General features: G+C 57.2%; 28 protein-coding genes. 21 read left to right on the top strand and 7 right to left on the bottom strand.

All coding sequences use genetic code 11. The features are described from left to right. Positions 1 to 141 precede the first annotated feature (141 nt). Both PU624_RS13685 and PU624_RS13680 read right to left on the bottom strand, forming a co-directional pair. The gene (locus tag PU624_RS13685) at positions 142 to 474 is read right to left on the bottom strand and encodes a contact-dependent growth inhibition system immunity protein (protein WP_283545428.1); all 333 of its coding nucleotides are present in this window, start codon (positions 472 to 474) and stop codon (positions 142 to 144) included. Next, positions 443 to 1,267, bottom strand: a complete 825-nt coding sequence (locus tag PU624_RS13680; protein ID WP_283545427.1) for an RNase A-like domain-containing protein — start codon at positions 1,265 to 1,267, stop codon at positions 443 to 445. Before PU624_RS13680 ends, PU624_RS13685 begins: the two co-directional genes overlap by 32 nt. A 685-nt stretch (positions 1,268 to 1,952) precedes the next feature. Between PU624_RS13680 and PU624_RS13675 the strand changes: the two genes are divergently transcribed. Beyond that, entirely contained in the window at positions 1,953 to 2,075 is a 123-nt protein-coding gene (locus PU624_RS13675) for a hypothetical protein (RefSeq protein WP_283545426.1), read from the top strand. A 50-nt stretch (positions 2,076 to 2,125) separates the two neighbouring features. Here the strand turns inward: PU624_RS13675 and pqqU are convergent, their stop codons facing one another. Further along, positions 2,126 to 4,246 (bottom strand): TonB-dependent receptor PqqU, encoded by a 2,121-nt coding sequence (gene pqqU / locus PU624_RS13670; protein WP_283545425.1) that lies wholly within the window; start codon positions 4,244 to 4,246, stop codon positions 2,126 to 2,128. A gap of 195 nt (positions 4,247 to 4,441) precedes the next feature. Here pqqU and PU624_RS13665 point away from each other — a divergent pair, with 195 nt between their 5' ends. Together PU624_RS13665 and PU624_RS13660 are read left to right on the top strand one after the other, a co-directional pair. Next, complete coding sequence (locus tag PU624_RS13665; RefSeq protein ID WP_283545424.1) at positions 4,442 to 5,299, top strand: NAD(P)-dependent oxidoreductase; 858 nt, start codon at positions 4,442 to 4,444, stop codon at positions 5,297 to 5,299. Then, entirely contained in the window at positions 5,299 to 6,078 is a 780-nt protein-coding gene (locus PU624_RS13660) for an AraC family transcriptional regulator (protein WP_283545423.1), read from the top strand. Before PU624_RS13665 ends, PU624_RS13660 begins: the two co-directional genes overlap by 1 nt. On the opposite strand, the gene leuA is transcribed toward PU624_RS13660, so the two are convergent. Next, on the bottom strand, positions 5,999 to 7,714 hold the full coding sequence (gene leuA, locus PU624_RS13655; RefSeq protein WP_283545422.1) for a 2-isopropylmalate synthase: 1,716 nt from the start codon (positions 7,712 to 7,714) through the stop codon (positions 5,999 to 6,001). The two genes, PU624_RS13660 and leuA, sit on opposite strands and share 80 nt — an antisense overlap. Before the next feature lie 165 nt (positions 7,715 to 7,879). Here leuA and PU624_RS13650 point away from each other — a divergent pair, with 165 nt between their 5' ends. The 8 genes from PU624_RS13650 (at position 7,880) to PU624_RS13615 (ending at position 15,229) form a co-directional block, all read left to right on the top strand. Further along, positions 7,880 to 8,896: a dipeptidase gene (locus PU624_RS13650; protein WP_283545421.1), complete on the top strand. Its 1,017-nt coding sequence runs from the start codon at positions 7,880 to 7,882 to the stop codon at positions 8,894 to 8,896. Positions 8,897 to 9,039: 143 nt separating this feature from the next. Continuing rightward, positions 9,040 to 9,111 carry a pyrroloquinoline quinone precursor peptide PqqA gene (gene pqqA, locus PU624_RS13645; protein ID WP_010245082.1) on the top strand — a complete coding sequence of 24 codons (72 nt, stop codon included), beginning with the start codon at positions 9,040 to 9,042 and terminating at the stop codon, positions 9,109 to 9,111. A 54-nt stretch (positions 9,112 to 9,165) separates the two neighbouring features. Then, entirely contained in the window at positions 9,166 to 10,083 is a 918-nt protein-coding gene (gene pqqB, locus PU624_RS13640) for a pyrroloquinoline quinone biosynthesis protein PqqB (RefSeq protein WP_283545420.1), read from the top strand. A 3-nt stretch (positions 10,084 to 10,086) separates the two neighbouring features. Then, complete coding sequence (gene pqqC / locus PU624_RS13635; protein WP_010245074.1) at positions 10,087 to 10,842, top strand: pyrroloquinoline-quinone synthase PqqC; 756 nt, start codon at positions 10,087 to 10,089, stop codon at positions 10,840 to 10,842. Positions 10,843 to 10,845: 3 nt separating this feature from the next. Beyond that, positions 10,846 to 11,124: a pyrroloquinoline quinone biosynthesis peptide chaperone PqqD gene (gene pqqD / locus PU624_RS13630; RefSeq protein WP_283545419.1), complete on the top strand. Its 279-nt coding sequence runs from the start codon at positions 10,846 to 10,848 to the stop codon at positions 11,122 to 11,124. After that, positions 11,087 to 12,253 carry a pyrroloquinoline quinone biosynthesis protein PqqE gene (pqqE, locus tag PU624_RS13625; protein ID WP_502921569.1) on the top strand — a complete coding sequence of 389 codons (1,167 nt, stop codon included), beginning with the start codon at positions 11,087 to 11,089 and terminating at the stop codon, positions 12,251 to 12,253. The genes pqqD and pqqE overlap by 38 nt, the downstream gene beginning before the upstream one ends. Then, a complete protein-coding gene (gene pqqF / locus PU624_RS13620) occupies positions 12,253 to 14,529 on the top strand; it encodes a pyrroloquinoline quinone biosynthesis protein PqqF (protein ID WP_283545417.1) in 2,277 nt (758 codons plus the stop codon). Before pqqE ends, pqqF begins: the two co-directional genes overlap by 1 nt. Positions 14,530 to 14,644: 115 nt before the next feature. Next, positions 14,645 to 15,229 (top strand): YceI family protein, encoded by a 585-nt coding sequence (locus tag PU624_RS13615; RefSeq protein WP_179895795.1) that lies wholly within the window; start codon positions 14,645 to 14,647, stop codon positions 15,227 to 15,229. Between the two features lie 51 nt (positions 15,230 to 15,280). Here PU624_RS13615 and PU624_RS13610 read toward each other — a convergent pair whose 3' ends face one another. Then, positions 15,281 to 16,183 carry a pyridoxal-phosphate dependent enzyme gene (locus tag PU624_RS13610; RefSeq protein ID WP_283545416.1) on the bottom strand — a complete coding sequence of 301 codons (903 nt, stop codon included), beginning with the start codon at positions 16,181 to 16,183 and terminating at the stop codon, positions 15,281 to 15,283. 582 nt (positions 16,184 to 16,765) lie between these two features. On the opposite strand from PU624_RS13610, the gene PU624_RS13605 reads away from it, so the two are divergent. The 8 genes from PU624_RS13605 (at position 16,766) to PU624_RS13570 (ending at position 22,110) form a co-directional block, all read left to right on the top strand. Then, positions 16,766 to 17,746 (top strand): 6-phosphofructokinase, encoded by a 981-nt coding sequence (locus tag PU624_RS13605; protein ID WP_283545415.1) that lies wholly within the window; start codon positions 16,766 to 16,768, stop codon positions 17,744 to 17,746. 10 nt (positions 17,747 to 17,756) lie between these two features. After that, a complete protein-coding gene (locus PU624_RS13600) occupies positions 17,757 to 18,071 on the top strand; it encodes a PTS sugar transporter subunit IIB (protein ID WP_003853506.1) in 315 nt (104 codons plus the stop codon). Next, positions 18,064 to 19,431 carry a PTS sugar transporter subunit IIC gene (locus PU624_RS13595; RefSeq protein WP_008925155.1) on the top strand — a complete coding sequence of 456 codons (1,368 nt, stop codon included), beginning with the start codon at positions 18,064 to 18,066 and terminating at the stop codon, positions 19,429 to 19,431. Before PU624_RS13600 ends, PU624_RS13595 begins: the two co-directional genes overlap by 8 nt. Continuing rightward, positions 19,418 to 20,260 (top strand): class II fructose-bisphosphate aldolase, encoded by an 843-nt coding sequence (locus tag PU624_RS13590; protein ID WP_136198029.1) that lies wholly within the window; start codon positions 19,418 to 19,420, stop codon positions 20,258 to 20,260. The genes PU624_RS13595 and PU624_RS13590 overlap by 14 nt, the downstream gene beginning before the upstream one ends. Before the next feature lie 95 nt (positions 20,261 to 20,355). After that, on the top strand, positions 20,356 to 20,625 hold the full coding sequence (locus PU624_RS13585) for a hypothetical protein (RefSeq protein WP_010245053.1): 270 nt from the start codon (positions 20,356 to 20,358) through the stop codon (positions 20,623 to 20,625). 9 nt (positions 20,626 to 20,634) lie between these two features. Beyond that, positions 20,635 to 21,072, top strand: coding sequence for a PTS sugar transporter subunit IIA (locus PU624_RS13580; RefSeq protein ID WP_090961123.1), 438 nt, complete (start codon positions 20,635 to 20,637; stop codon positions 21,070 to 21,072). Further along, on the top strand, positions 21,069 to 21,692 hold the full coding sequence (locus PU624_RS13575) for a P-loop nucleotide/nucleoside kinase family protein (protein WP_283545414.1): 624 nt from the start codon (positions 21,069 to 21,071) through the stop codon (positions 21,690 to 21,692). Before PU624_RS13580 ends, PU624_RS13575 begins: the two co-directional genes overlap by 4 nt. Then, the gene (locus PU624_RS13570) at positions 21,661 to 22,110 is read left to right on the top strand and encodes a thiol-disulfide oxidoreductase DCC family protein (RefSeq protein ID WP_283545413.1); all 450 of its coding nucleotides are present in this window, start codon (positions 21,661 to 21,663) and stop codon (positions 22,108 to 22,110) included. The genes PU624_RS13575 and PU624_RS13570 overlap by 32 nt, the downstream gene beginning before the upstream one ends. Here PU624_RS13570 and PU624_RS13565 read toward each other — a convergent pair. Continuing rightward, positions 22,097 to 23,035 carry a quinone oxidoreductase family protein gene (locus PU624_RS13565; protein ID WP_283545412.1) on the bottom strand — a complete coding sequence of 313 codons (939 nt, stop codon included), beginning with the start codon at positions 23,033 to 23,035 and terminating at the stop codon, positions 22,097 to 22,099. The genes PU624_RS13570 and PU624_RS13565 overlap by 14 nt on opposite strands. Before the next feature lie 73 nt (positions 23,036 to 23,108). Here PU624_RS13565 and PU624_RS13560 point away from each other — a divergent pair, with 73 nt between their 5' ends. Next, entirely contained in the window at positions 23,109 to 23,600 is a 492-nt protein-coding gene (locus tag PU624_RS13560; protein WP_283545411.1) for a MarR family winged helix-turn-helix transcriptional regulator, read from the top strand. Positions 23,601 to 23,614: 14 nt separating this feature from the next. Then, positions 23,615 to 24,514: an L-proline-binding transcription factor PsrA gene (psrA, locus tag PU624_RS13555; RefSeq protein WP_283545410.1), complete on the top strand. Its 900-nt coding sequence runs from the start codon at positions 23,615 to 23,617 to the stop codon at positions 24,512 to 24,514. On the opposite strand, the gene PU624_RS13550 is transcribed toward psrA, so the two are convergent. Further along, entirely contained in the window at positions 24,489 to 25,298 is an 810-nt protein-coding gene (locus PU624_RS13550) for a molybdate ABC transporter substrate-binding protein (RefSeq protein ID WP_283545409.1), read from the bottom strand. The genes psrA and PU624_RS13550 overlap by 26 nt on opposite strands. Positions 25,299 to 25,306 lie beyond the last annotated feature (8 nt).

Raw genomic sequence — 25,306 nt, 5'->3', positions numbered from 1 at the left:
CGGTGGCCCGGATGGTTTAGCGAAAGGCGTAACCGACCCGAACGGGTAAATTCAGCATCCGGTTAACAACTCTAAGCCAGCCAGTTAGTGTGTCACTTGTGGCCGGTTTCAGCCCGGTTAAAGACCTCCGGATAGCGGTCGTTAAGACTTATTTTCAATGCTGAGGGTAGTCATCACTCTTATCAAAAAACTCCGCCATGTTTCTCCCCAGTGAGCCGGACGAAACTCATCGCCCGCAATTGCTGACATGATGATATTCAATTCATCATCGTTCTCATGCTGAAGCAGGATACTTATTTCATTCCGCGCTTCCAGAACAGGCATGTGATGAGTTACATAGCTCTGAAGCATTTCCTCAAGTGTATTGCCGAAGTCATCATGGTGGCAGCTTAAAAACACTCTCAGCATACCGGTTAGCGCCGGATACTGTTTTTCAGGTTTATTACCCCATCCACGGATAAGACGAGAGAACATAATAAGGTTTTCCGTTATAGGTTTGCTTAAGCAGTACAACACGCACAGCGTAACATGTTTCTTTCGTTGCATTACCCTGCCTGAACCCATAACCCACAGCAACCCGGGTAGGGTATACAAGTTCAAGAGGACTGGTTTTATTTCCCCGGTTCGCCCAGTAAATGATCTTTAGTCGGTTTGCTTTCAGGGCTGAACTGACCGACTTCTCTGCGATCTGAGTTGAATAATATGATGATACTGATTGCATATTTGGGCTGCGGGCTAACCTGGCAAGTAAATCCTTATCAGAAATTGCGACGTGCTTAGCAATGGTGTGGCCGCCAGCTCTGACAGAGCTTACAGCCTCATGCTCAGCAATTCTGAACGTTCCAGCCCGGACGTAAGCAACCCGGGCGGCACCAACCGAAAGGCCAAACGCAGCAGGAACGCCTACATCTACGGCAAGACCGATATTCCATGCGGCCTTATCGTCTGCGCCAAATTTTTTTGCGAGAGCAACAGCAGTCTGGTAGGTGGCAGTCCGGGTATTTTGGCCAGTCAGCACCCGGTTAGCTGCAGCATTAATGCTATCCATACTGTGGGCACCAACGACAACGCATGCTGCCTTTGTTAGCCCGGTGGGTTCGGGGGCCATGCACAATACTGTTGCACCAGCCAATTCCAGACTTCCCATGAGCAGCTCAAGACCACCCATAAGACGGTTGCTCATTCCCTCAGACTCAGTAACTGACTTATCGGAAATCACTGCCGCAAGATGTACCGGAGACATCGCAATTTGAAGCTTATTATCCATAACAGTCGCTCCTCAAAAAATATCAATACGATACTAAATAATCCTAATGCGTTGCGCAAAAAATATTATAAACAGTAATTAGATATCACAAAGATTTGGCGCATAATATCTGAATCTTGCCAGGAGACAATTTTTTATATCTGCTTATCTACATGCCTCGCTCTCCGCAGTGAAATTACAGAGCATTTAACAATTTAGCCAAATCGATAGCCAGTATGACGATATTTTTATGATCAACATTTCTGGATGATGGCTTTTCCCCTGAACGAAAAGTCATTTTGTCTGGTTTCTTTATGAGAATGCACTCTGATCTTTCGGGAATTGTTGCTGCATTGAAGGGATAAGCTTCTGAAGTTTTTACCATTCTGTGAGTGAAGCTCCTGGCTGCATTGCATCGTTTGCTGCCTTAAAAGTTCTTTATAATCGGGCGGCAGGCAAGAGTATGGGTTCCATTAATAGCTTTATTTCAGCAATAATATTTAATTTAGTGTTTGTCATTTTTTATTATTGGATAAATCGCGTCGTAAATAAATGCGACAAATTAAAGCTAAATCCTGAAGAGGTTTTTTTCATGCATCTATCGGACTCCTTATATTTACGATGTGTTATCCAGGTATTATTGTGATAACCATATGGTCATTTATTCAATCTGCAAAATAATGTCAGTATTGTGTTGGGAGTTTCAATGTCCTCCTTATTGGATTGCTGCCTTGATACCCACAACAACAGCGTGAAATTGATCTTCCCGCGTCTGGGTGAAACCGGCAGCCGTGAGGACATCCTGGCGCAGTTGAAATCACGCGCCTGATAAGCCTGTGAAGGTAAGATCCGGGCCACCGCAACGGTGGCCCGGATGGTTTAGCGGAAGGCGTAACCCAGCGTTAAACCGACGCTGTAGTTGCGGCCTGGTGCCGATTCGAAGTAGCGACCATTGCTCTCATTCACAATCACTGAACCCACATAGCGCCGGTCAAACAGGTTATCGACCCGGCCAAACAGATCCAGCGTCCAGTTATCTACCAGCCACTTATAGCCACTGTTTACCGCCGCCACGGTGTAGGACGGGGTATTCACCGCATTCTGATCTTCAGCGGCGATCTGGCTCAGATAGCGCACTTCGCTGCCTGCATAAAAGCCCTGTTCCGGCAGATAGCCGAGTCCGGCGTATGCCATATTTCTGGCGATGCCAGGGATGCGGTTGCCGTCACAGCTCTCGCTGCCACAGGCGTTGCTGCGATAGCGCGCATCCAGCAGGGTATAGGCCATCTTCAGCCGCCAGTCCCAGGCAAACTGCTGATCCAGACTTAGCTCCAGACCGCGACGACGGGTCTGACCGGCATTTTTATAGGTGGTGCGTCCGCCGCTGCTGGTATCCGCAACAATCTCATCACGGGTATCGGTCTGGAACAGCGCCGCGCTGACAATGCCATTGCCGATGCGTTTTTTGCTGCCGATCTCCAGCGTGTCGCTGGTGGCCGGTTTCAGCCCCAGATTCAGGCCCGTCGCGCCATCTGAACGGTATGAAAGCTCATTGATGGTCGGGGTTTCGAAGCCGCGACCAGCGGAGATCCACGCGTTCCAGCTGGGGTCAAAGGCATACTTCAGCGCAGCAGCAGGCAGCCACTTGTGATAGCGCGCATCGCCGCTGTCGTCGCCGTTACCGGGCCGGACATAAAAGTCATTTGAATCAAAGTTAACGGTGCTGAAGCGCACGCCTGCATCCAGTGACAGCTTATCGGTCAGCTGCCAGGCGCTCTGCAGATAGGGATCGATCGTCCACATCAGGTTGCGTTCGTTGCGGCGCAAATTGCCCTGTTCGCCCAGCTGCGTCACGCCGTTGCTGACCGTAAAGTTCTCATAACCTTTGCGGCGCTCGGTCATGGTTTCGTAGTCGAGGCCGCCGGTCACCGCCACCGGGATCGACAGCAGCGTGTCGCGATGGGTCCAGCGGGTATCGACGCCCTGATAGTGGCGGGTCAGGGCGATTACGCCACCGGGATGGGCCGGGTTGCGCTGAACGGCGGCAGGGATCGACTGGAACTGAGTGGTTTCGCGCATCCCGGCATAGAGCATCACGCTGAGGTCATCGTTTTCACTCATCTGGCGCTGATAACGCAGGCCGCCCTGCGTCTGATCTACCGTTTTACGGGTGTTGTAGAGCGGGACGTTGCTGACCACCTGGCGCGGATTGTCACGCCACTGCGCTTCGGTTAAGCCACCGGGATCCTGCGCGTCGATGTGAACGCTGTTAAACAGCAGCGTCAGGGTGCTGACATCATCGATCCGCACACCCAGCCGCGCGTTGCCGAGGTTCTTCTGCGCTTCGCTGTGATCGCGATAGCCGTGGGTGGTAAAGCGGGAGGCGGAGACGGTGTAGTTCACATCCCCGGCGTGGCTGCCGTCACCGGTGGCACCGCTGGCTTTGACGCTGTTGCGCCAGCTGCCGTAACTGCCGTACCAGCTGCTGGCTTCCAGTGTGGTCGGTTGCTGACCCTGCTGGGTGGTGACATTGATCACGCCGCCCGAGGCGTTGCCATACAGCGCCGAAAACGGGCCGCGCAGCACTTCGACATGATCGACAGAGCCGATATCAATATTGGAGGTCTGCGCCTGACCATCCGGCATGGTGGCCGGAATCCCATCCACGTAGATGCGCAGACCGCGCACGCCATAGGTTGAGCGGGAGCCGAAGCCACGCATCGACAGCTGCAGGTCCTGCGCGTAGTTCTGTCTGTTCTGGATCTGCAGACCCGGCACGCTGCTGAGGTTTTCCGACAGGTTTACGCGCGGTGCCGCCTGACGCATATCGTCGCCGCTGACCACACTCAGGGCGGCGGGCGTATCGAGTTCGTTAAGGCCCGTTTCCGGCGGGGCGGCCGTCACGACCAGAGTATTGTCATTATCCGCCGCCAGCAGCGGCAGCGGTAAAATGGCAGGCAACATCAACAGCGTCGCCTGACGCAGAGAGAGTATTTTCATTATCAGAGGCCTGAAAAAAGAAGCGTAAATGAACCAGGTGGAACAATTGCCGCGTATGGTAAGGGTTTGATGCGCCGGGGTACACCGTTTCGGGCTGGATTTTTTCTCTGTTTACCGCCAGGCTGGAATCCATCTTTTGCAGTGACAAGGCGTCCGATGTGGTCGGATGCAGACTAAAAACTTACGGGAGTCAGCATGAAACAACCTGAAGTGGCGGTTCTGGGATTAGGCGCAATGGGGCACGCATTTGCCGCCAACCTGCTGAAAAAAGGCTTTCGCGTACACGGCTGGAACCGCACCCGCGCCCGCGGCGAGGATCTGCTGGAGGCCGGTTTACAGTTGGCTGACTCGCCGGAAGAGGCGGTGCGTGAAGCGGATGTGGTGATCGCCATGCTCTCCGATGGCGATACGACTGAGCAGGTGCTGCATCAGGCCATAGAGGCCTTTAAGCAGGGCGCGACGCTGTGCCAGATGGGCACCATCGGCGTGGAAAAAACCGACGCGCTGATCGCCTTTTTCGCGGACAAGCGTCCCGATCTGCTGCTGATCGATGCACCGGTCTCCGGCACCAAAGCGCCAGCAGAAAATGCACAGATTCTGGTGCTGGCCAGCGGCGATCAAAGCAGGGCGCAGGCGGCAGAAACGGTGTTTGCCGCCATCAGTAAAGGAACAAAATGGCTGGGTGAAGCGGGCAAAAGCACCCGCATGAAACTGGTCATCAACAGCTGGCTGATCGGCATGATGCAGAGCCTGGCCGAAAGTACCCGGCTGGCTGAGCAGTTCGGCTTTTCCACCGACGATCTCTGGCAGGTGCTGGAGGGCGGTCCGCTGGCCGCGCCGTATGCAAAAATGAAGCTCGGAATGATCGCCAGCGACGATTACACGCCGCAGATGCATCTGATCTGGGCGCTGAAAGATGCCCGCCTGGCGCTGGATGCGGCAGAGACGCCATTACCGGCGCTGGAGAATATCGCGCAGCTCTGGCAGCAGGCGGTGGACGCCGGACACGGTGAAGAGGATCTGGCGGTCATCTACCGCTTCCTGAAGGCGTAATGAGTCAGCAGCATTTTGATTTCAGCACGCGCCCGCTGGTGCCGCTGGCGCACGACTACCTGCACGGTGCCAGCGAACCCTGGCATCATCACGCCTGCGCGCAGCTGATCCACACGCTGAGCGGCGTGGTGCGGGTCGAGACGGATTTCGGCAGCTGGTTAGTGCCGCCGAGTCGCGGCGTCTGGCTGCCCGCGTTTACCCGCCATGCGCTGCAGATTACCGGCAGCGTGGCGGCGCGTACGCTGTTTATCGATCCGCTGGCGCGCGCCGATCTGCCCGCCAGTTGTCAGGTGGTGCAGATCTCACCGCTGTTGCGTGAGCTGATCGTCACGGCGCTGAGCCTGCCGGAGCACTACAGCGCCGGGAGCCGGGCCGAGCGGGTGATGGAGTTGATTCTGGATGAAATCCGGGGCATGGATGTGCTGCCGTTTGCGCTGCCGACGCCCGACAGTCCGCGGTTACAGGCGCTGTGTGAACAGATCCAGCAGACGCCCGGTGAAAGCTGGACGCTGCAGCGTGCCAGCGCTCAGATGAACGTTTCGGGCCGCACGCTGGCCCGTCATTTCATGCGCGAAACCGGCCTGCAGTTCAGCGACTGGGTGCGTCGTGCCCGCCTGGCAATCGCCCTGACGCGACTGGCGCAGGGCGACTCCGTGCTGCGGGTGGCGCTGGAGCTGGGCTATGAAAGCCCCAGCGCGTTTAGTGCGATGTTTCGTCGTCTGCTGGGCGTTGCGCCCACTGACTACTTTCCGCCTGCAGAAACTGGCCTGCCGCGCTGAGCAGCGCCTGCAATGCGGCGCGGGCCGTATCGTTATCAATACTCACTCCCCAGGCCCGTACACCACGGGCATCCACGCAGCTGATATAGGCTACAGAACGGCTGTCGCTGCGCCGTCCCAGCGTATGCTCGTGATAGTCCTCAATGGTCAGCTGCAGGTCAAACGCGCTGCGCAGGGCATTCACCGCCGCCGACAGCCAGCCGTTTCCGCTACCGCTCAATGTCAGCGAGCGCTGCTGAACCACGACGCTGGCGCTGATCTGCGTCTGTCCGCCGCTGTCACTCTGGCTGTCTGCCCGCTGCAAGGCCACCGCAGGCTGTGTCACGCCATACTGGCGGCAGAAGAGCTGCCACAGCGCGTAGTGCGTCATCTCGCCGCCGTGCCGGTCCGTCTCCTGCTGAACACAGCGGCTGAAATCCTGCTGCAGCGCACGCGGCATCTGTAACCCGTGATTCTGCTCCAGCAGCCAGGCGGCACCGCTTTTTCCCGACTGACTGTTCACGCGGATCACCGCCTCATAGCTGCAGCCAATGTCGGCAGGATCCAGCGGCAGGTAGGGCATCTGCCACTCTTTCTCCTGCCGTTCGGCGCGGATGGCGAATCCTTTTTTAATTGCATCCTGATGAGAACCGGAGAAGGCGGTGAAGACCAGTTCGCCCGCATAGGGATGACGCGGATGAACCGGCAATTGGTTGCAGCGGGTCACCACCTCGATAACCTCATGCATCTGGCTGAAATCGAGCTGCGGCGACACGCCCTGGGTATAGAGATTCAGCGCCAGCGTTACCAGGTCCACATTGCCGGTGCGTTCGCCGTTGCCAAACAGGCAGCCCTCCACCCGGTCAGCGCCCGCCAGCAGCGCCAGTTCGGCACAGGCGACGCCGGTGCCGCGATCGTTGTGCGGATGCACGCTGATGCAGACGGCGTCGCGGCGGCTGAAGTGACGGCAGAAAAACTCAATCTGATCGGCATAGACGTTGGGCGTATTCACTTCCACCGTGGCGGGCAGGTTAATGATCATCGGCCGCTGCGCGTCAGGCTGCCAGACATCGGCCACCGCTTCGCAAATCTCCAGCACAAACGCCGGCTCGGTAAAGCAGAAGGTCTCCGGGGAATATTCAAAGGTCCATTGGGTCTCCGGCTGCGCCTCGCATTCCGCACGGATCTGCCGTGCACCGGCCGTCGCCAGCGCGACGATTTCCGCTTTGCTCTGTTTAAACACCCGCTCGCGAAACAGCGGCGCGGTGGCGTTATAGAGATGCACAATGGCGCGCGGCACACCCTGCAGCGCGACAAACGTGCGGGCAATCAGATCCTCGCGTGCCTGGGTCAGCACCTGTAACGTCACCTCCTCCGGGATGCGCTGCTGCTCAATCAGATCGCGGACGAAATCGAAATCCGTCTGCGACGCCGAGGGAAAGGCGACCTCAATCTCGCGGAACCCGCAGCGCAGCAGCAGATCCCAGAAGGCCATCTTCCGCTCCCGATCCATCGGTTCAGCCAGCGCCTGATTGCCATCACGCAAATCGGTAGAGAGCCAGCGCGGAGCCTGGGTGAGCTGGCGCGAAGGCCACTGGCGGTCGGGCAGGGACACGACCGGGGAGGCACGATATTTATCAGCAGGTTGAGTCAGCACAGGAATCTCCTTTTGTTTTTTTACCAGTCTGCCGACACGCCCTGCGGGCCGCGCGCGCAATGCTGACAACCTGATGCGCAAAAGTGACAACACGCTGCGTGCGTCTGTTTGATGAATCCGCCAGGTGGGGTTAGCATGGTCGCCTGTTTCTTTGGGTGAACGCTTATGCTGATTTTTGACGGTCACAACGATCTGTTGCTCAACCTCTGGCTGCATCATCGCGATGCGCCTGCGCAGGCGTTTTTTCAGGGTATTGAACGGGGCCATCTCGACTTTCCGCGCATTCAGCAGGGCGAAATGGGCGGGGGGCTGTTTGCGATCTTTGTGCCGCCGCAGGAGTACATCGCCCGCACCATTCCGGCACGCGCCGGGGAGCCGTATCAGCCGCTGGAGATCATGTGGCAGCAGCTCGGCATCCTGCAGCAGCTGGCCGATGCGTCCGGCGGACGGGCGCGACTCTGCCGCAGCAGTGAGGACATTGCCGCCTGCCGCGCCGACGGTGTGCTGGCGATGGTGGCCCACATCGAAGGTGCCGATGCGCTGGATGAGGAGGGTGAGCAACTGCACGCCTTCTGGCAGGCCGGTGTGCGCAGCATCGGGCCATTCTGGAACCTGCGCAGTCGCTTTGGTGAAGGCGTCAGTGGCACCTTTCCTGGCTCGCCGGATACCGGACCGGGCCTGACCGCTGCCGGTGAAAAACTGATTCAGCAGGCGGGTGAGCTGAAGATGATGATCGACGTGTCGCACATGAACAGTAAGACGTTCTGGGAGACCGCCCGGCTTTCCGGTGCGCCGCTGGTTGCCAGCCACTCCAACGCGCATGCCCTCTGTCCGCAGCCGCGTAATCTGACCGATGATCAGCTGGAGGCGATCCGCGACAGCGGCGGCCTGGTCGGCATCAATTTCGGCAATGCCTTTCTTCGCGCCGACGGTAAACGCGACGCTGACACACCATTAACAGAAATTGTTAAGCATTGTGATCACCTGATGAAGATAATGGGCGGCGACCATGTGGCCTTTGGCTCCGATTTCGACGGGATTACCCCTCCGGCAGCGCTGGGCGATGTCAGCGGAATGCCGCGATTGCTCGCCGCTTTTCAGGAAGCGGGCTATGATCAGACACTGACAGAGAAACTGGCATGGGGAAACTGGCAGCGGGTTTTACAACTGACCGGGCTGTGATAACAATTTCCTTACGTTCCGGACTTGATCCCGACGCGCCATTGGCGCAACATCTGCCTGGAAATTGTGACGGCGGTCTCATTCATTGCCGGTCACGCTGATTTCAGGCAGCTCATTTACTGTTAACCAAGAGGAAGTAACTCATGTGGAAAAAACCAACTTTCGTTGATATGCGTCTCGGTCTGGAAGTGACTCTTTACATCTCCAACCGTTAATCGTTCTGCCCGCCCTCTGAGCGGGCATTTTTTTTCAACTTTTGGTTTTCCTCTATGTTTATCAAAATCCTCGGTTCAGCCGCGGGTGGCGGGTTTCCGCAGTGGAACTGTAACTGCGCTAACTGCCACGGCGTGCGTAATGGCTCAATCCAGGCCCAGGCACGTACGCAATCGTCGATTATCCTCAGCGATAATGGCGAAGACTGGGTGTTATGCAATGCCTCACCCGACATCAGCCAGCAGATCCTGCATACGCCGGAACTGACCCGTAAAGGTGTACTGCGCGGCACGGCGATCGGAGGGATCATCCTTACCGACAGCCAGATCGATCACACCACCGGGCTGCTGAGCCTGCGTGAGGGCTGCCCGCATCAGGTGTGGTGTACGCCGGAAGTGCATGCCGACCTCAGCACCGGCTTCCCGATCTTTCCGATGCTCACCCACTGGAACGGCGGCTTACAGCACCGGCCGATTGCGCCACTGACGCCGTTCAGCGTCGATGTCTGCACCGATCTGCAGTTCACCGCGATTCCTATCATCAGCAATGCACCGCCTTACTCGCCGTATCGCGACCGGCCGCTGGCTGGCCATAACGTGGCGCTGTTTATTGAGAACCGGGCGAATGGCCAGACGCTGCTCTACGCGCCAGGTCTGGGCGAGCCGGATGCGGTGATCCTGCCGTGGCTGCAAAAAGCGGATTGCCTGCTGATTGATGGCACCGTCTGGCAGGATGATGAACTGCTCACCACCGGCGTGGGGCACAATACCGGCAAAGCGATGGGGCATCTGGCGCTGGCGGAAGAGCAGGGACTGATGGCGCTGCTGGCGTCGCTGCCGGCTGAACGCAAAATTCTGATCCACATTAACAACACCAATCCGATCCTTAACGAGCAGTCACCGCAGCGTCAGTTTCTGACGGAGCAGGGAATTGAGGTGAGCTGGGACGGGATGGCGATCCACCTTCAGGGCTAAATCATGCAGATCACTGACACGCTGTCACCGCAGGCTTTTGAACAGGCCCTGCGCGACAAAGGCGCTTACTACCATATCCATCACCCGTATCACATCGCGATGCATAACGGTCAGGCCACGCGCGAGCAGATTCAGGGCTGGGTGGCGAACCGCTTCTATTACCAGACCACTATTCCACTGAAAGATGCGGCGATCATGGCGAACTGCCCCGATCCGGCCACCCGACGCAAATGGGTGCAGCGCATCCTGGACCACGACGGCAGCAACGGCGAAGAGGGCGGCATTGAGGCCTGGCTGCGGCTGGGCGAGGCGGTCGGGCTGACGCGCGAAGAATTATTGTCAGAGCAGCATGTGCTGCCGGGCGTGCGCTTCGCGGTCGATGCTTACATTAACTTCGCCCGCCGCGCCAACTGGCAGGAGGCGGCCTGCAGCTCCCTGACCGAGCTGTTCGCCCCGCAGATCCATCAGTCGCGGCTCGACAGCTGGCCGCAGCACTATCCGTGGATCAAAGAAGAGGGCTATTTCTACTTCCGCAGCCGCCTGGGTCAGGCAAACCGCGATGTGGAACATGGTCTGGCGCTGGCACTGGAGTATTTCACTACCGCGGAAACGCAGAACCGGATGCTGGAAATTTTGCAGTTTAAGCTCGATATTTTATGGAGCATGCTGGACGCCATGACCATGGCTTACGAGCTGAAACGTCCGCCTTATCACACCGTCACCGACAAGGCGGCGTGGCACACCACCCGACTGGTATAACAGATGAATGAAAACTCGATTGCCGCGTTTCGTCGCGGCTACCGCATGCAGTGGGAAGCCGCCCAGGATACCCATGTGGTGCTCTATCCCGAAGGCATGGCGAAGCTGAACGAAACCGCCGCCGCCATTCTTGAGCTGGTGGATGGCAAAAAGGATATCGCCGCGATTATCGCGACGCTGGATAGCCGTTTTCCGGAAGCGGGCGGTGTAGGGCCGGATGTTTTAGAGTTCCTGCAGTCAGCCTATGAACAGAAGTGGATACAGTTCCGTGACCCCGCATAAACCTGGCGTGAATCCGCCGCTCTGGCTGCTGGCCGAGCTGACCTATCGCTGTCCGCTGCAGTGTCCTTACTGCTCCAACCCGCTGGATTTCGCGCAGCAGGAGAAGGAGCTGACCACGGAGCAGTGGATTGAGGTCTTTCGTCAGGCGCGCGCGATGGGCAGCGTCCAGCTCGGTTTTTCGGGCGGTGAGCCGCTGGTGCGTAAAGATCTGCCGGAGCTGATCAAAGCGGCGCGCGATCTTGGCTTCTACACCAACCTGATCACCTCCGGCATTGGCCTGACCGAGAAGAAACTGGATGCGTTCAGCGAGGCGGGTCTGGATCATATCCAGATCAGCTTCCAGGCGAGTGACGAAACCCTGAATGCGGCGCTGGCCGGTTCGAAAAAAGCGTTTCAGCAGAAGCTGGAGATGGCAAAGGCGGTAAAAGCCCACGGCTATCCGATGGTGCTGAACTTCGTGCTGCATCGCCATAACATCGACCAGATCGATAAAATCATCGACCTCTGCATTGAGCTGGAGGCGGATGACGTGGAGCTGGCGACCTGTCAGTTCTACGGCTGGGCGCAGCTCAATCGCGAAGGCCTGCTGCCGACGCGTGAGCAGATCGCCCGTGCGGAAGCGGTGGTGAAAACCTACCGTGAGCGGATGAGCACCACCGGCAATCTGACCAACCTGCTGTTTGTGACGCCAGACTACTACGAAGAGCGACCTAAACCCTGCATGGGGGGCTGGGGCGCGATCTTCCTCAGCGTCACGCCAGAGGGCACCGCGCTGCCTTGCCACAGTGCGCGCCAGCTGCCGGTCGAGTTTCCGTCAGTACTGACGCAGCGCCTGGACGATATCTGGTATAACTCGTTCGGCTTTAACCGCTATCGCGGTTTCGACTGGATGCCGGAGCCGTGCCGCTCCTGTGATGAGAAAGAGAAAGACTTTGGCGGCTGTCGCTGTCAGGCTTTCATGCTGACCGGCAATGCCGACAACACCGATCCGGTCTGCAGCAAATCGCCGCATCACGGCAAAATCCTTGAAGCCCGGCGTGAGGCGGATTGCAGCGACATTAAAATTGGTCAGCTGCAGTTCCGCAACCGCAGCAACTCGCAACTGATCTACAAAACACGGAACCTCTGATGAAAACGCGTTGCCTGGAGATAAACGGTCTGACGGTTGAACTGGTGCATCAGGCTGATGCCAGCCAGGCCGCCGCCCTGATTCAGGTGGGCGCAGGGAGCCACGACGAGCCTGAACGCTGGCCCGGACTGGCGCATCTGCTGGAGCATCTGCTGTTCACCGGCAGCAGCGGCTGGCCGGATGAGGGCCGGCTGATGAGCTGGATCCAGACGCAGGGCGGCAAGGTTAACGCCACTACGCTGGCCCGGCGCAGCGCGTTCTTCTTTGAGGTGACGCCGTCGCAGCTGGCTGACGGGCTGGCGCGACTGCAGGATATGATCGTCTCTCCGCTGCTGGATAATCAGGCGATCGCGCAGGAAGTGGCGGTCATCGACGCCGAATATCAGCTGCTGCAGCGCCATCAGCCATCCCGCATTGAAGCGGCACTGTTGCATGCCGTGCAGTCACCCGCTGAATTTCAGCGCTTCCACATCGGCAGCCGGGAGAGCTTTGGCGACGAGATGTCTGCGCTGCAACGGGCGCTGCGTCAGTTCCATCAGCGCTACTATTTCGCCAGTAATATGCGGCTCTGGCTGCAGGGACCGCAGACACTGGATGAGCTGGAACAGCGGGCGCGTCAGTTTGCCGCCGCGCTGCCTGCCGGTCAGTGGCGGCAGGATTTGCCACCGCCGCAGCTGAACGGCAATGCCTGCTGGCAGCTGGCCGGAACCGCCTCATCCGCGCTGTGGCGCAGCTGGCTGCTGAATAATTGTGACGGTGTCACGTTATGGCGCGAGTTTTTGCTGGATGAAGCGCCCGGATCGCTGCTGGCGACCCTGCGCGAGCAGGGCCTGGCGGAGTCGCTGGAGCTGAAGTGGATCTATCAGGCGGGCGGCGCACTCTGGCTGGCGCTGGGCGTGGAAACGCAGCAGCCTGAGACCGTCCATCTTCTGATTGACCACTATCTGAACGCGCTAAGCCAGACCGGTGAGGCGCAACATCAGCACTATCATCAGCTGGCGAAGCAGCGATTTGTGACGCTGTCACCGATGGAGCAGCTGCGACAGCGCGCTATCGGCTTTGCACCGGATGAAACGCTGCCTGCACTGCTGCCGCTGCTGGAAAGACTGAACAGCGCGCCAGGCACGCTGCTCCATTGCACGCCGCAACCGGCAACGGAAAACCTCGTCACGCAGGGCTTCAGCCTGGCGCTGACCGACTGGCAGCCATCGCCGCCTGAGGCGCTGCCCGCGGTGAATTTCGATTTCTATCCGCTTGATGCCGTCATCACGCCTGCGCCGCTGCCCGCGCAGGCCGTGGCATTGCCGCATCATCAGTCAGATGACCTGCAGGCAACGCTGATCCTGCGGCCGGAGTTTTACTCAACCTTTACCGCAGAGGTGGGCGACGCGCTGGGGCGGCGATTGCGTCCGCTGTTTGCTGCGCTTCGTCATCAGGGCGGTAACGGCAGCTGGCAGGAAGTGGAGGGCGTATGGCAACTGACGCTCCAGCTGACAGCCGATGAGGCCGTGACTGACCAGGCGCTCAGCCAGATTGTCGCCGCGCTGGCTCTGCCGGTTAGAGCGGACAAGCCATCGCCTGTCGAAAGTATCGCTATCCGCGCGCTGCTGCGGCAGTTGCCCTACCAACTGGCGGCAACCTTTACACCGGATTGCTGGCGGGCGGCGCTGAAAGGCGGCAACGCGGCGCTGCATTCCCGCATTGCCCGGCGGCTGAGCGCGCTGTCGCTGCCGGTTAACCCGGCCACGCCGCCAAAGCGCATGACCACGCAAACCGGCATGACGCGGCTGCTGCATGCCAGCACGGATAACGCGCTGGTGCTGTTTATTCCGCTGCATCGTCCTGAACAGCTGACCGCGTTGCGCGCGCTGGCGCTGATCTACGAGCCGCGTTTCTTCCAGCGCTATCGCGTTGAGCAGCCTATCGGTTATGTGGTTAACAGCCGCTATATGCGCTGTGCCGATGAAGACGGCGTGTTGTTTGCGCTGCAGTCGCCCGATTACAGCGCGCTCTCTCTGCTGCGCTACTGCCGCAACTTTTTGCGTTCCCTGAATGAGGCGCTGGCAGGTTGTGATCTGGTGGCACTGAAAGCGCGTCTGCTGAGTCAGGAAGTGGATCAGCCGCTGGCGCAGTTACGCCGGGAAAATGGTCTGGCAGAACCGGACGCGTCGCAGATTGATGCGCTGACGCTTATCGATCTGCAGCAGCTGCACCGCACGCTGATTCAGGATCGCCGCCGCTGGCGTGTGCTGTTCACCGGGGGCGAAAATATATAGCACCCGATATAAAGTTGCTGAATTTATTTGAAAATTACGGACAAATCTCTTCACTGTCTATTCCGGGCAAAGTGGACCACACTCAATCTACTTTTGTCCGCATAAGGAACTGACCGTGAAGAACTTCAAACGTATCGCACTGCCCCTGTTAGCTGCTGCAACCCTCTACGCCCCGTTATCGCAGGCTGAGGCGATGCACTACCAGCTGAACCCTGAGCATACGTCGGTAATTGTTGCCTGGAACCATTTTGGCTTCTCAAATCCAACCGCGGATATCCCGGATGCATCCGGTACTCTGGTGTTCGATAAAGATCATCCGGAAGCCTCACGCGTTGACGTGACCCTGCCAGTCAGCAAAATCGACAGCCACGTTGCGGCGTTGACCAAAGAGTTCAAAGGCGCTGAGTACTTTGACACCGCAAAATACCCGACGGCGACCTTCCACAGCACCAAAGTGGTTGCGAAGGGCGACAACAAATTTGACGTTGAAGGCAACCTGACCCTGAAAGGCATCACTAAGCCAGTTACGCTGCACGCGACGCTGAACAAGCAGGGCGAGCATCCAATGGTGAAGAAGCAGGCGATTGGTTTTGATGCCACCGGCACCATCAAGCGTTCTGACTTCAAGCTGGACAAATATGTCCCGGCAGTAAGCGACGACGTCACCCTGACGCTGTCTACTGAAGCCTACGCGAAGTAACAAACGGCTGGCGCAGCGCCTCTGGCTGCGCCATCTAACCCCTGTCATTCGTCAGCTCTGCAGACTCTCCAGAGTGACGGACGCCCCGCCACAGACGATAACCAGCACGTTGTCCTCCGGCTTAAAGCGAATTTTCCTGTCATACAGCATCGACAATGACACGCCACACGCTGGCTCGGTCAGAACGCGATGATCATCCAGAAACCGTCGGCAGGCATTCACCGCTTCATCATCAGTCACTATCATTCCCCTGACATCTGATCGGCGTGCCACATTAAAGGCATTTTCACAGACCTGGCTGGCCGCTAGCGTGGTAGCGATACCGCTGACCCTGTCCAGAGAAATCCGCTCTCCGGCCTTTAGCGCAGCATTAAGCGACGCCGTCCCTTCAGTTTCGACGGCATAAATCGGGATGTGGCTGAGCTGATGTTTTTCCAGCCCCTGTACAATGCCGGAAAGCAGACTGCCTCCGCCCACGGAAAGGATCACCGCATCCGGGCGCAGGCCATCATTGATGACTTCATCCACCAGTGAGCTGATGCCGTCCCACAGCAGCGGATCGTCAAAAGGGTGAATGTAGATATGTTCCTGCGACGCCAGTGATAAGGCATATTCGTTCGCCTCACTCCAGATCTTGCCATGGACGATCAGTTTTGCTTTTTCCTGTTCGATAAGCTGTCTGGCACGTGCTGAGGTCGTTTCAGGAACGACCACCGTGACCGGCAACCCCATTCTGCGCCCGCTGTGCGCCACGGCAATCCCCGCGTTACCGCCGGAGGAGCAAATAAACGCCTTTGCGCCTTTTTCAGCATAGTGGCGACAGATATGGCCCGCGCTTCTGAGCTTGAACGATCCGGTCGGCTGAGCTGATTCCATTTTCAGCCAGACATGACTTCCGCTGTGCTGACTTAATGGCAGGGAATGGATGAGAGGGGTGCGGATAGCTATTTCCATGCGTCGAATCCTTATTGTAGGTGTGCATGACAAACCGGGCTTTGGTGAGTGTCAACGCCTGCTTTGTCTTGTGGGATCACAGCATCAGACACAGATAATGTTCTCACCTGTAAAAAATATGAGAAATTCGCCTATGAATTCATCATCGTTCTGCTGCATTTATCTGCTTTTTAAAGTTATACAGAAGGTTGCTACTTGTTCGCAACAGAGGGAATAAATCAGCTTAACATCAGCCCCCGGCATTTATTTCCACATCTGAATCTCCGCCACTTTGCGTCAGAATCGCGAAAAATGAGGCGAAAGTCACAAATTCGCAATGCCGGTTTCACGCGCGATCCCCCGTTATTCTGTCAGCCAAATCAAAATCCCGTTCTGCAATCTAACCTGATGATTTTTATTGATTCGTCCGTGAAGTAATAAGTTGGAATAGCGTGACTAAGGTCACAAATAAAGGCTTTAAACTGCCGCTGTCAACATGCCTGCCCGAAAAATACCGCGCGTAACTGTGATCTCCTCTGCAAATAGCAACCCCGCGAACCGGAAGAATGGCCCTCAGCAGATGAAGCCAGCGAGGTGAGGGAAATGCGCATTGCAATGGTGATCAGTGGTGGAGATGTCACCGGCATTAATAATTTTGTCTTCCAGATAGGGCGTCTGGCCCAGGCTGAGATGGTGATATTTGACGGCGGCATTCCCGGCCTGCTGGCAAATAACCACCGTGATATCAGCCAGCGCGATCTGCTCGACTTTGCCATCGCCCCGATTCCGGTGATGCAGTCGGGACGCACGCAAAAGAAACTGGTGCGCAGTGAATATGAGTTAATTGCGCGCCAGCTGAAAAGCGCCCGCATCGACGTATTAATCATGGCGGGCGGTGACGGATCGCTGCAATTTCTCCACATCCTGTCGGAGTCGGGCGTTAATTGTTTCGGCGTCGGCATGACCATCGATAATGATGTCTTCGGCAGTGATTACACGCTGGGATTTTCTACCGCCTGTGAGCAGGTATTGAAAGAGGTCGCGAAACTGCGCAATACCGGCCGCGCCTTACCCGGCCGGGTGTTTATGCTGGAGCTGCTCGGCGGCTATTGCGGCGAATTAACGCTGCAGTCCGCAATTAAATCTAATGCGGATATCGCGTTAATTCCGGAATGCCAGATCCCGCTGCCACAACTGGCGCAGCGCATCACCCAGCGACTGGCAGAGCAGAACAGCGTGGTCATCCTCTGTTCAGAAGGCTACACCCGCGAATATTCGCCCGGTTTTCAGGGGGCGATTGACACCTTAATCAAACAGCTCGAGCCGCTTATTGGCGTGCGCGTTCGTAAAACCATTCTCGGTTACGGGCTGCGCAATGGTGACCCCACCTGTGAAGAAATTTATCAGGGCACCATTATGGCCAGTGAAGTGGTGCGTTGTATTCAGTCAGGCATGCGGAATAAAGCGGTCATTATTAATGGCAGCAATAAACCGATCCCGATTGATCTAATAAGCATGCAAAAACGCCTGGTCGATATTGACGGGCACCATTACAAACTCGCTAAACAACTCAATATAGTGTGAGGAAAAAACCATGCTGAAAATATTATGTGTCTGTGGTTGTGGATTAGGCTCCAGTTTTGCGATTGAGATGAGCGCAAAAGCGGTATTAAAAAAGCTGGAGATTGAGGCCGATATCGATCACACCACCATTTCAGAAGCGAATGCCTTTAAGTCAGATATGATCCTGACGCAAAAAGCCTTCGCCGATGTATTAAACGCCGACGCCAGTCCGGAACAGATTAAACGGGTCATTATTCTTAACCGGCTCACCGATAAAGTCGAAATAGAGCAGAAGATCCTGGCCTTTTTAAAAGAACGCAACGAGAAGGTCGCCGCCCATGAATAGTGTGATCGACTTCCTGGTAAAAGATCTGCTGGGGCAGGCATCCATTCTGATCGCCTTTATTGCCCTGATTGGTCTGCTGCTGCAAAAAAAATCGGCGGGCAAGGTGGTGGAAGGCACCTTTAAAACCCTGCTCGGCTTTTTAATTATGATGGCGGGTATCAATATTATTGTGGGAACCCTGACGTTCCTCAATACCATATTTACCCACGGCTTTGGTATGCGCGGCTATATCACCGATGTTGCCGCGATTGCCGGTCTGGCCAACCGTGAGCTGGGCTCGGAAGTGGCGCTGACGCTGCTGGTGATCTTTATCGTCAATATCATCATCGCGCGACTGACACCGTTTAAATACATCTTCCTGACCGGCCAGGCCCTGTTGTGGATGGCAACGATTGGTGCCGTTATCGGCTACAAAGCGGGGTTGACCGGCCTGCCGCTGATTCTGACCGGCGGTATCTTTGGCGGGATCATGGCCGTCGTGATGCCTGCGCTGGCGCAGCCGGTGGTGCGGCGGATCACCGACTCCGACGACGTGGCGCTGGGTCACTTCTGCACCATCGGTTATCTGGTCACGGCGGCAGTTGCCAAAGTGGTTGGCAAAGGATCGCGCTCCACCGAAGATCTGAAGCTGCCCGATAACTTTAAGTTTCTGCAGGATACCTATCTGTCGATGGCGCTGGTGATGGTGCCGATGTACCTGATCCCCGCCGTGGCGGCCGGTCCGGCGTTCATCGCCCAGTACAGTAACGGCATGAACTACCTGATGTACGCCTTTATGCAGTCGATTCAGTTCGTAGCCGGGGTCTTTGTGCTCTACAGCGGCGTCCGTCTGCTGCTGAACGAGCTGGTGCCTGCCTTCCGCGGTATCGCCATGCGCGTCGTACCGGATGCTAAACCGGCGCTGGACTGCCCGGTGATGTTTCCCTACGCCCCGAACGCGGTGATCGTCGGCTTCCTCGCCACCACGCTGGGTTCCATCGTCGGCATGCTGGTCTTCCCGATGTTTGGTCTGGCGATGATCCTGCCTGGCCTGCTGACCAACTTCTTCGCCGGTGGCACCGCCGGAGTATTTGGTAATGCCATGGGCGGACGGCGCGGCGCAATGATCGGCGGCTTTGTCCACGGACTCTTTATCACCATTCTGCCCGCCATCCTGGTGCCGATGCTGGAAAGCTACGGCTTCACCGGCGTGACCTTCAGTGACTCCGACGTGATCAGTACCGGCCTGGTGCTCGGCCACGCCTTCCAGAATAACTGGCTGTTCGTCGCCCTGTTTATTGCTTTTGTTACCGCGCTTGCCTGGTTTGTTAACGGCAAATCCACCAAACCTCAAGAGGAAAAAATCCATGAAACTTTATAACTTCGCCGACCTGTTAAAGCTGGCTAAACAGCGTGACTTTAAAGCGGTGGGTTCTTTTAATCTTCACTGCCTGGAAATGCTGCCTGCCTATTTTAAAGCGGCAGAGAAAACCAACAGTCCGTTAATGATTCAGATCTCGACCGGCACGGCGAAATATCTCGGCCATAAGCTGCTGGTTGATGCGATTAAATCGCTGTCGGAAAGTATGAATGTGCCGACCTGTCTGCATCTCGATCACTGTTCCGATTTAGCCGCGATTCAGACAGCGATTGATGCCGGATTCAGTTCCGTGATGTATGACGGGTCACATCTGTCGATTGAAGAGAATATTGCCAATACCCGGCGGGTGATTGATATGGCGCGGCCACATAATGTTTCGGTAGAAGCGGAGCTGGGCGCAATTGGTGGCTCGGAAGATGGGAAATGTGTGGAGATGGAGGCCATCGCTTTTACACCGGTGGAAGATGCGCGCCGCTTCGTCGAAGAGACCGGCGTCGATATGCTGGCGATCTCTATCGGCACCGTGCATGGGCTCTACACCGGTAAAGCGCATATTCAGCATCAGCGTCTGGCGGATATTACGGCGGCAACGCACACGCCACTGGTGCTGCACGGTGGCACGGGCGTCAGCGATGAAGATATGCGGCTGGCAGTCAGCAGCGGGATTGAGAAAGTGAATGTCGGCACCGAAATGAATGTTCAGTGGGTGGCACAGTGCAAATCGACCTTCGAAAAAGGCAAGGTGAATGACAGCGTGCGTAATTTCCTGGTACCAGCCAATGATGCGGTGACAAATGTGCTGGTGGAGAAGATGCAGTTATTCCGTTAATCGCCCGCGTCGCCATCACCGGGTTATTGCGTTAAACGTTTTTATCATCACAATTAATCTGAGCTACCCCGACATCCTATGGGGCAGGAGAGCCTATGTTTGGATTCTTAAAAAAGTCTCCGGCTGTGGAACAACCCAGCGAGCAGCAACAGGATCATCTGGCGGAATTAAGTCGCGAGAAAATAACGCAACTGGAGCAGCAGCTGGCTATTAATCCGCGTGATGGCGAAACGCAAAAACAATTAATGCTGGAATATAACCGGGCATTAAGTTTATTTGCAAAAAGCCGTCGCTACCGCAATGAAATTGATGCGCTGTTTGTCAAAATCGATGAATTACGCAATGTGGTTCGCCAGTCGATTTAAGGAGAGCTGATGACGATTAAGCAGTTATTGCAGGAGGCCAACGCCATTCAGATAGGCATCGACGCCACGGACTGGCGTCAGGTTATCGCGCTGGCGGCCGAACCGCTGGTCAGCGGCGGCTATCTCGCGGCCTCCTATCCGGATGCGGTGATCGCCAACACCCTGGCTCATGGCGCTTATTATGTGTTTGAGGAGGGTATCGCCATTCCTCATGCGCGACCGGAAGCGGGGGTAATCCGCGACTGTTTCAGTATGATCCTGCTGAATGAGCCAATCTCATTTGAGGGCAGCGATAAGGCAGACATCGTGATTATGTTTGGCGCACGTGACAGCAACGCCCATATCGAAGAGGGGATCCGCGCGATTGTGTCGCTGCTGGAGGATGAGGAGACGCTGGTCCGGTTACGTCAGGCCAGCAGTGTCGCGGAGGTCATCGATATCTTATGACGCAAAACTCACCCCCCAAACGCGTGGTGCTGGTTAACGGCATTCCGGCATCGGGTAAAAGCACCCTGACGCACGCGCTGTCACAACACTTTGGCTGGCCGGTGCTGACGCTCGACAGCCTGAAAGAGCCGTTTATGCACGCTTTTGCGCCGATCGATCGCCAGCGTAACCGGCAACTGGGCTGCGCGGCTTACCAAGCGATCTGGAATATCGTCGGGCAAGCGCCCGCCAGTCAGATCTGGCTGATCGACGCCTGGTTTGGCTTCCAGCCGCGCACGCTACTGGAGCAGGGGCTGAAACAGGCGGGCATCGAAGAAGCGCTGGAGCTGTGGCTGAAGATAGAGCCGGAGGTGGCGGTGGCGCGCTATCAGGCGCGCCTGTCGCAGCGGCTGCCGGGCCATCCGGGCGCTGAGTATCTGCCGGAGCTGCGCCAGCTGGCGCAACAGGCCAGGCCGATGGCGCTGGGACCGGTGTATGAAGTGGATGCCTGTACGCAGGATCACGCTGCCGTTATCCACTGGCTGCAACAGCAACTGACCAGAACCCGCTACACTTCAGCTCATCATCAGAGGAGTGAGGAGTTGCAGGATGTCGTTGCCCCCGTATCTGCAAACCGGTGAAAGCGCCGTGCTCTATGACGGCGTCTGTAAGCTGTGTAACGGCTGGGTTCAGTTTCTGCTGCGTCACCATCTGGCGCGGCAGGTCCGTTTTGCCTCGGTGCAGAGCGAGCAGGGCAAAGCGCTGCTGCGCTGGGCTGGTATGCCGGAAGAGAACACCAGTACCATTGTCTACATTGATGGTCATCAGCACTGGCTGCGGGCGCAGGCGGTGTTCCGCGTGATGCAGCACCTGCCGGCCCCGTGGCGCGGGCTGGCAGTGCTGCGCCACTTCCCCGACGCGATCAGTAATTTTGCCTATGACCGCATCGCATTAAACCGCTATAAGCTGTTTGGCCGCTACAGCAGCCAGCACGCCATCCAACCTGATTATCCGGGTCGATTTCTGCATGAGGTTGAGCCGTCGGTCACGGAAGGGTAAATACCGTCCGGCAACGGCTGTCGTCGCTCTGCCATTCCTCCGCAATATCACTTAATGGCCGCGCCCGGAAGGGAATGGTAAAACCGTTCGGCCCGGCTGCCTGCAGCATTTCCCCTATAGCGGCGATCAGCTCACGGTCTGGCACACTCCCCAGCCCGCTACCCATCAGCGTTAGCCCGGATGAACGCAGCAGCTTGCTGTGCAGGGAAATCTCCTGCCCGCTCAGCGAACCAATCTGCACAAAGCGCACGACTTTGTCACCACCCCGAACCGCCGCAGTCATGATCGCCAGTGCGCTCTCACCCCACAAATAGTCCAGTACGACATCAACGCCCTCTGCCATCAGGGCGGGAAGTTCGGCGGGCAGAGCATCCAGCGTCAGAGTGATATCAGCACCCTCATTATGCAGCTGCTGCAGCGTTTCTCTGCTACGACCGGTCGCAATGATTTTGCCTGCACCCAGCGCGCGGGCAATGCGGATCGCCAGGCGACCCGAAGTGCCGGTCGCGCCATTGATCAGTACGGTCTCGCCGGGCCGAAGTGCGGCCCGACGGGTCAGTGCAGCCCAGGAGGACATGCCCGGATTCGCGAGAGCAGCAGCCAGCACCGGATCAAGGCCAGAAGGCAGGGGGATGATGTGTTCACTACTGACTACCGTGCGCTCGGCCATACTGCCCGAGGCGGCGTCAAAAGCCAGAAAATAGACTGCCTCACCGTTGTCGAGGTAACCCGTTCCGTCAATGCCTGGAGTAAACGGGAATTGCGCAACGGCGCTGTAGTGGCTGCCCGCCGCACGGGCTTTTGCCAGCTGGCTGAGTGCTGCGGCTCTGACTGTGATCCGCTGCTGATGCTCACCGGCCTGAGGTTCCGGCCTGTCACCGTAATGAGGTTTTGCGCCTGCCTGATCGATTATCGCTGCTTTCATTGTTGATCCACCTTCTGTCCGGGGGTTAATAGGTGTAAAGTACACACATTATTCCTGCCTCTGGATGGCGTCAATGAAAAGTGTGCAAAATACACATAAATACGATGCGTTGCATAATTGTCTGCTGACGATTGCAGGCGCACTTAACCGGCCCCAGCGCGATATGGCGATGATCAAAGCGGCGGGTATTGAACTGGATCGGGCGCTGTTTCCGCTGCTGGTTCAGGTCAGCCGGTTCGGGCCGATCGGCGTAGGCGAACTGGCCGATCGGGTGGGGCGTGACTACAGCACGGTCAGCCGTCAGGTGGCGAAACTGGAGGAAACGGGGCTGGTCGTGCGGCAGAAAAATCGTCAGGACAAAAGGATTAACGAGGCAGCCATTACCGCAGATGGCCGGGCGATGACCGATAAAATCGATGCGCAGCGCGTGCAGGTCTATCAGCGCGTTTTCCGGCAATGGCCGGACAGCGATCGCGAAACGCTGGAGCAACTGCTCAGCAGATTTGTTACCGATTTCACGCTGACGGAAGGCGACGAAAATGATGACAAGCATGATGCGATTTAAGGGAAGAGGAATGTATGCCAGTTAATTTCGATCTCAACGATCTCTACGCGTTTCGCGCGCTGGTGGAGTTTGGCAATTTTCGTCTGGCGGCGGAATCGATCTGCCTCTCACAGTCGGCGCTGAGCCGCCGCATCGACAAGCTGGAAACCACGCTGGGAATCAAACTGTTTGAGCGCACCACGCGTCGCGTCACGCTGACGCTGAAAGGACACGCGTTTGCTCAGCGCTCGGAAAAGCTGCTGGCCGATTTTGAAGAGGTGATGGCCGACCTGAGTGAGGTGAGCTTAGCGCGTACCGGGCTGATCACCGTGGCCTGCGTGCCGTCAGCCGCCTACTACTTTATGCCGAATATCATCCGACTGTTTCAGGCGCGCTATCCAAAAGTGCGGGTCAAGCTGATCGACAGCAGTGCGGCCAATGTTTATGACGCGGTGATTGGCGGTCAGGCCGACTTCGGCATCAGTTTTTCCAGCCGCTCGCAGCCGGATGTGCATTTTCAGCCGCTGATGGATGATCCGTACGTCGCCGCCTGTCGGCGTGATCATCCCATAGCAGGCAAAAAGAGTCTGAGCTGGCAGGCGTTTTATCAGTATGAGTGGGTCGGGCTGGATAAAACCTCCGGCAATCGCAACCTGCTCGATCTGGCGTTGCAGGCAGTTATGCCGGAGAAGCCCTGTATCTGTGAAACGCGGCACGTGACCACGATGCTTGGGATGGTTGAGGCGGGGCTGGGCATTGCTGCCGTCCCCGCCATGTCGATGCCCGAATACGATCACGCCATGCTGATGGCAGTGCCGTTAACCGACCCGGAGGTAAAACGCACCGTGGGTCTGTTGCGGAAAGATGGCCGGGTGCTGTCGCACATTGCCGGCGAACTGGAGAACCTGATTATTGAACAGTATCAGCAGCTTTAACCGGCTTTGACGCCTGCACGGTGTGCAGTCCGCTGGCGTGCACCGCCTGCTGCGCCGCTGGCGAGGCGAGCCAGTGCAGCAGCTTCGCTGCCTCGTCCGGCTGCGCGGATTTGCGCACCACGGCACCGGCAAAGCGGGTGGTGTATTGCAGCTTGTCCGGAAGTTCGCCAATAAACGTTACGCCGGACACCGGCAGCAGCTCACTGACCTGCTGAAAGCCGATAGCGTACTTACCGGCCGCGACTTCTGAAGCCACCGGGATGCGTTCAACTTTCACCGCCTTCGCCTTCACCTGGTCCTCAATGCCCAGTCGGCTGAACAGCTGGCTGCTGACATATTTGCCGCTGGCGCTGTCGGAGTAGGCGATGGAAGGGGCGTTCAGCAGGGCGGCACGCAGCTCGCTTTCGCTGCCGATTTTAACCGGCGTGGCCCCTTTTTTAATAACAGCGCCGATGCGGGAGTCCGCCAGTTCAACCCGCGAACCCGGCAGCGTCTCGCCCTTTTTTTGCAGATCGCTTAACGCGTCACCGACCATAATCACCACATCGGCCGGTTCACCGCGCGCCAGTCGGGCCGGAATCGCCTGGGGCGTCTTGCCCATGGACGGGCCGGCAACGGTGTTGATGGTGATGCCTTCCTGTTTTGCAAACTGCGGCGACAGCGTATCCCATGCCGCTTTAAACCCGCCGGAGATCATTACCGTCAGTTCTTTTGCCTGCGCCGTGGCGCTGCCTGCCACGCTGAACAGCAGGGCAGCGTACAGCGACATCTTTTTCAGTTTCATCTTCATTC

Origin of the sequence: Pantoea sp. Lij88 (genome assembly GCF_030062155.1) — a bacterium.
GTDB lineage: Bacteria > Pseudomonadota > Gammaproteobacteria > Enterobacterales > Enterobacteriaceae > Pantoea.
Note: the sequence above shows the minus strand (reverse complement) of the source record. Positions and strands in the feature narration are given on the sequence as shown.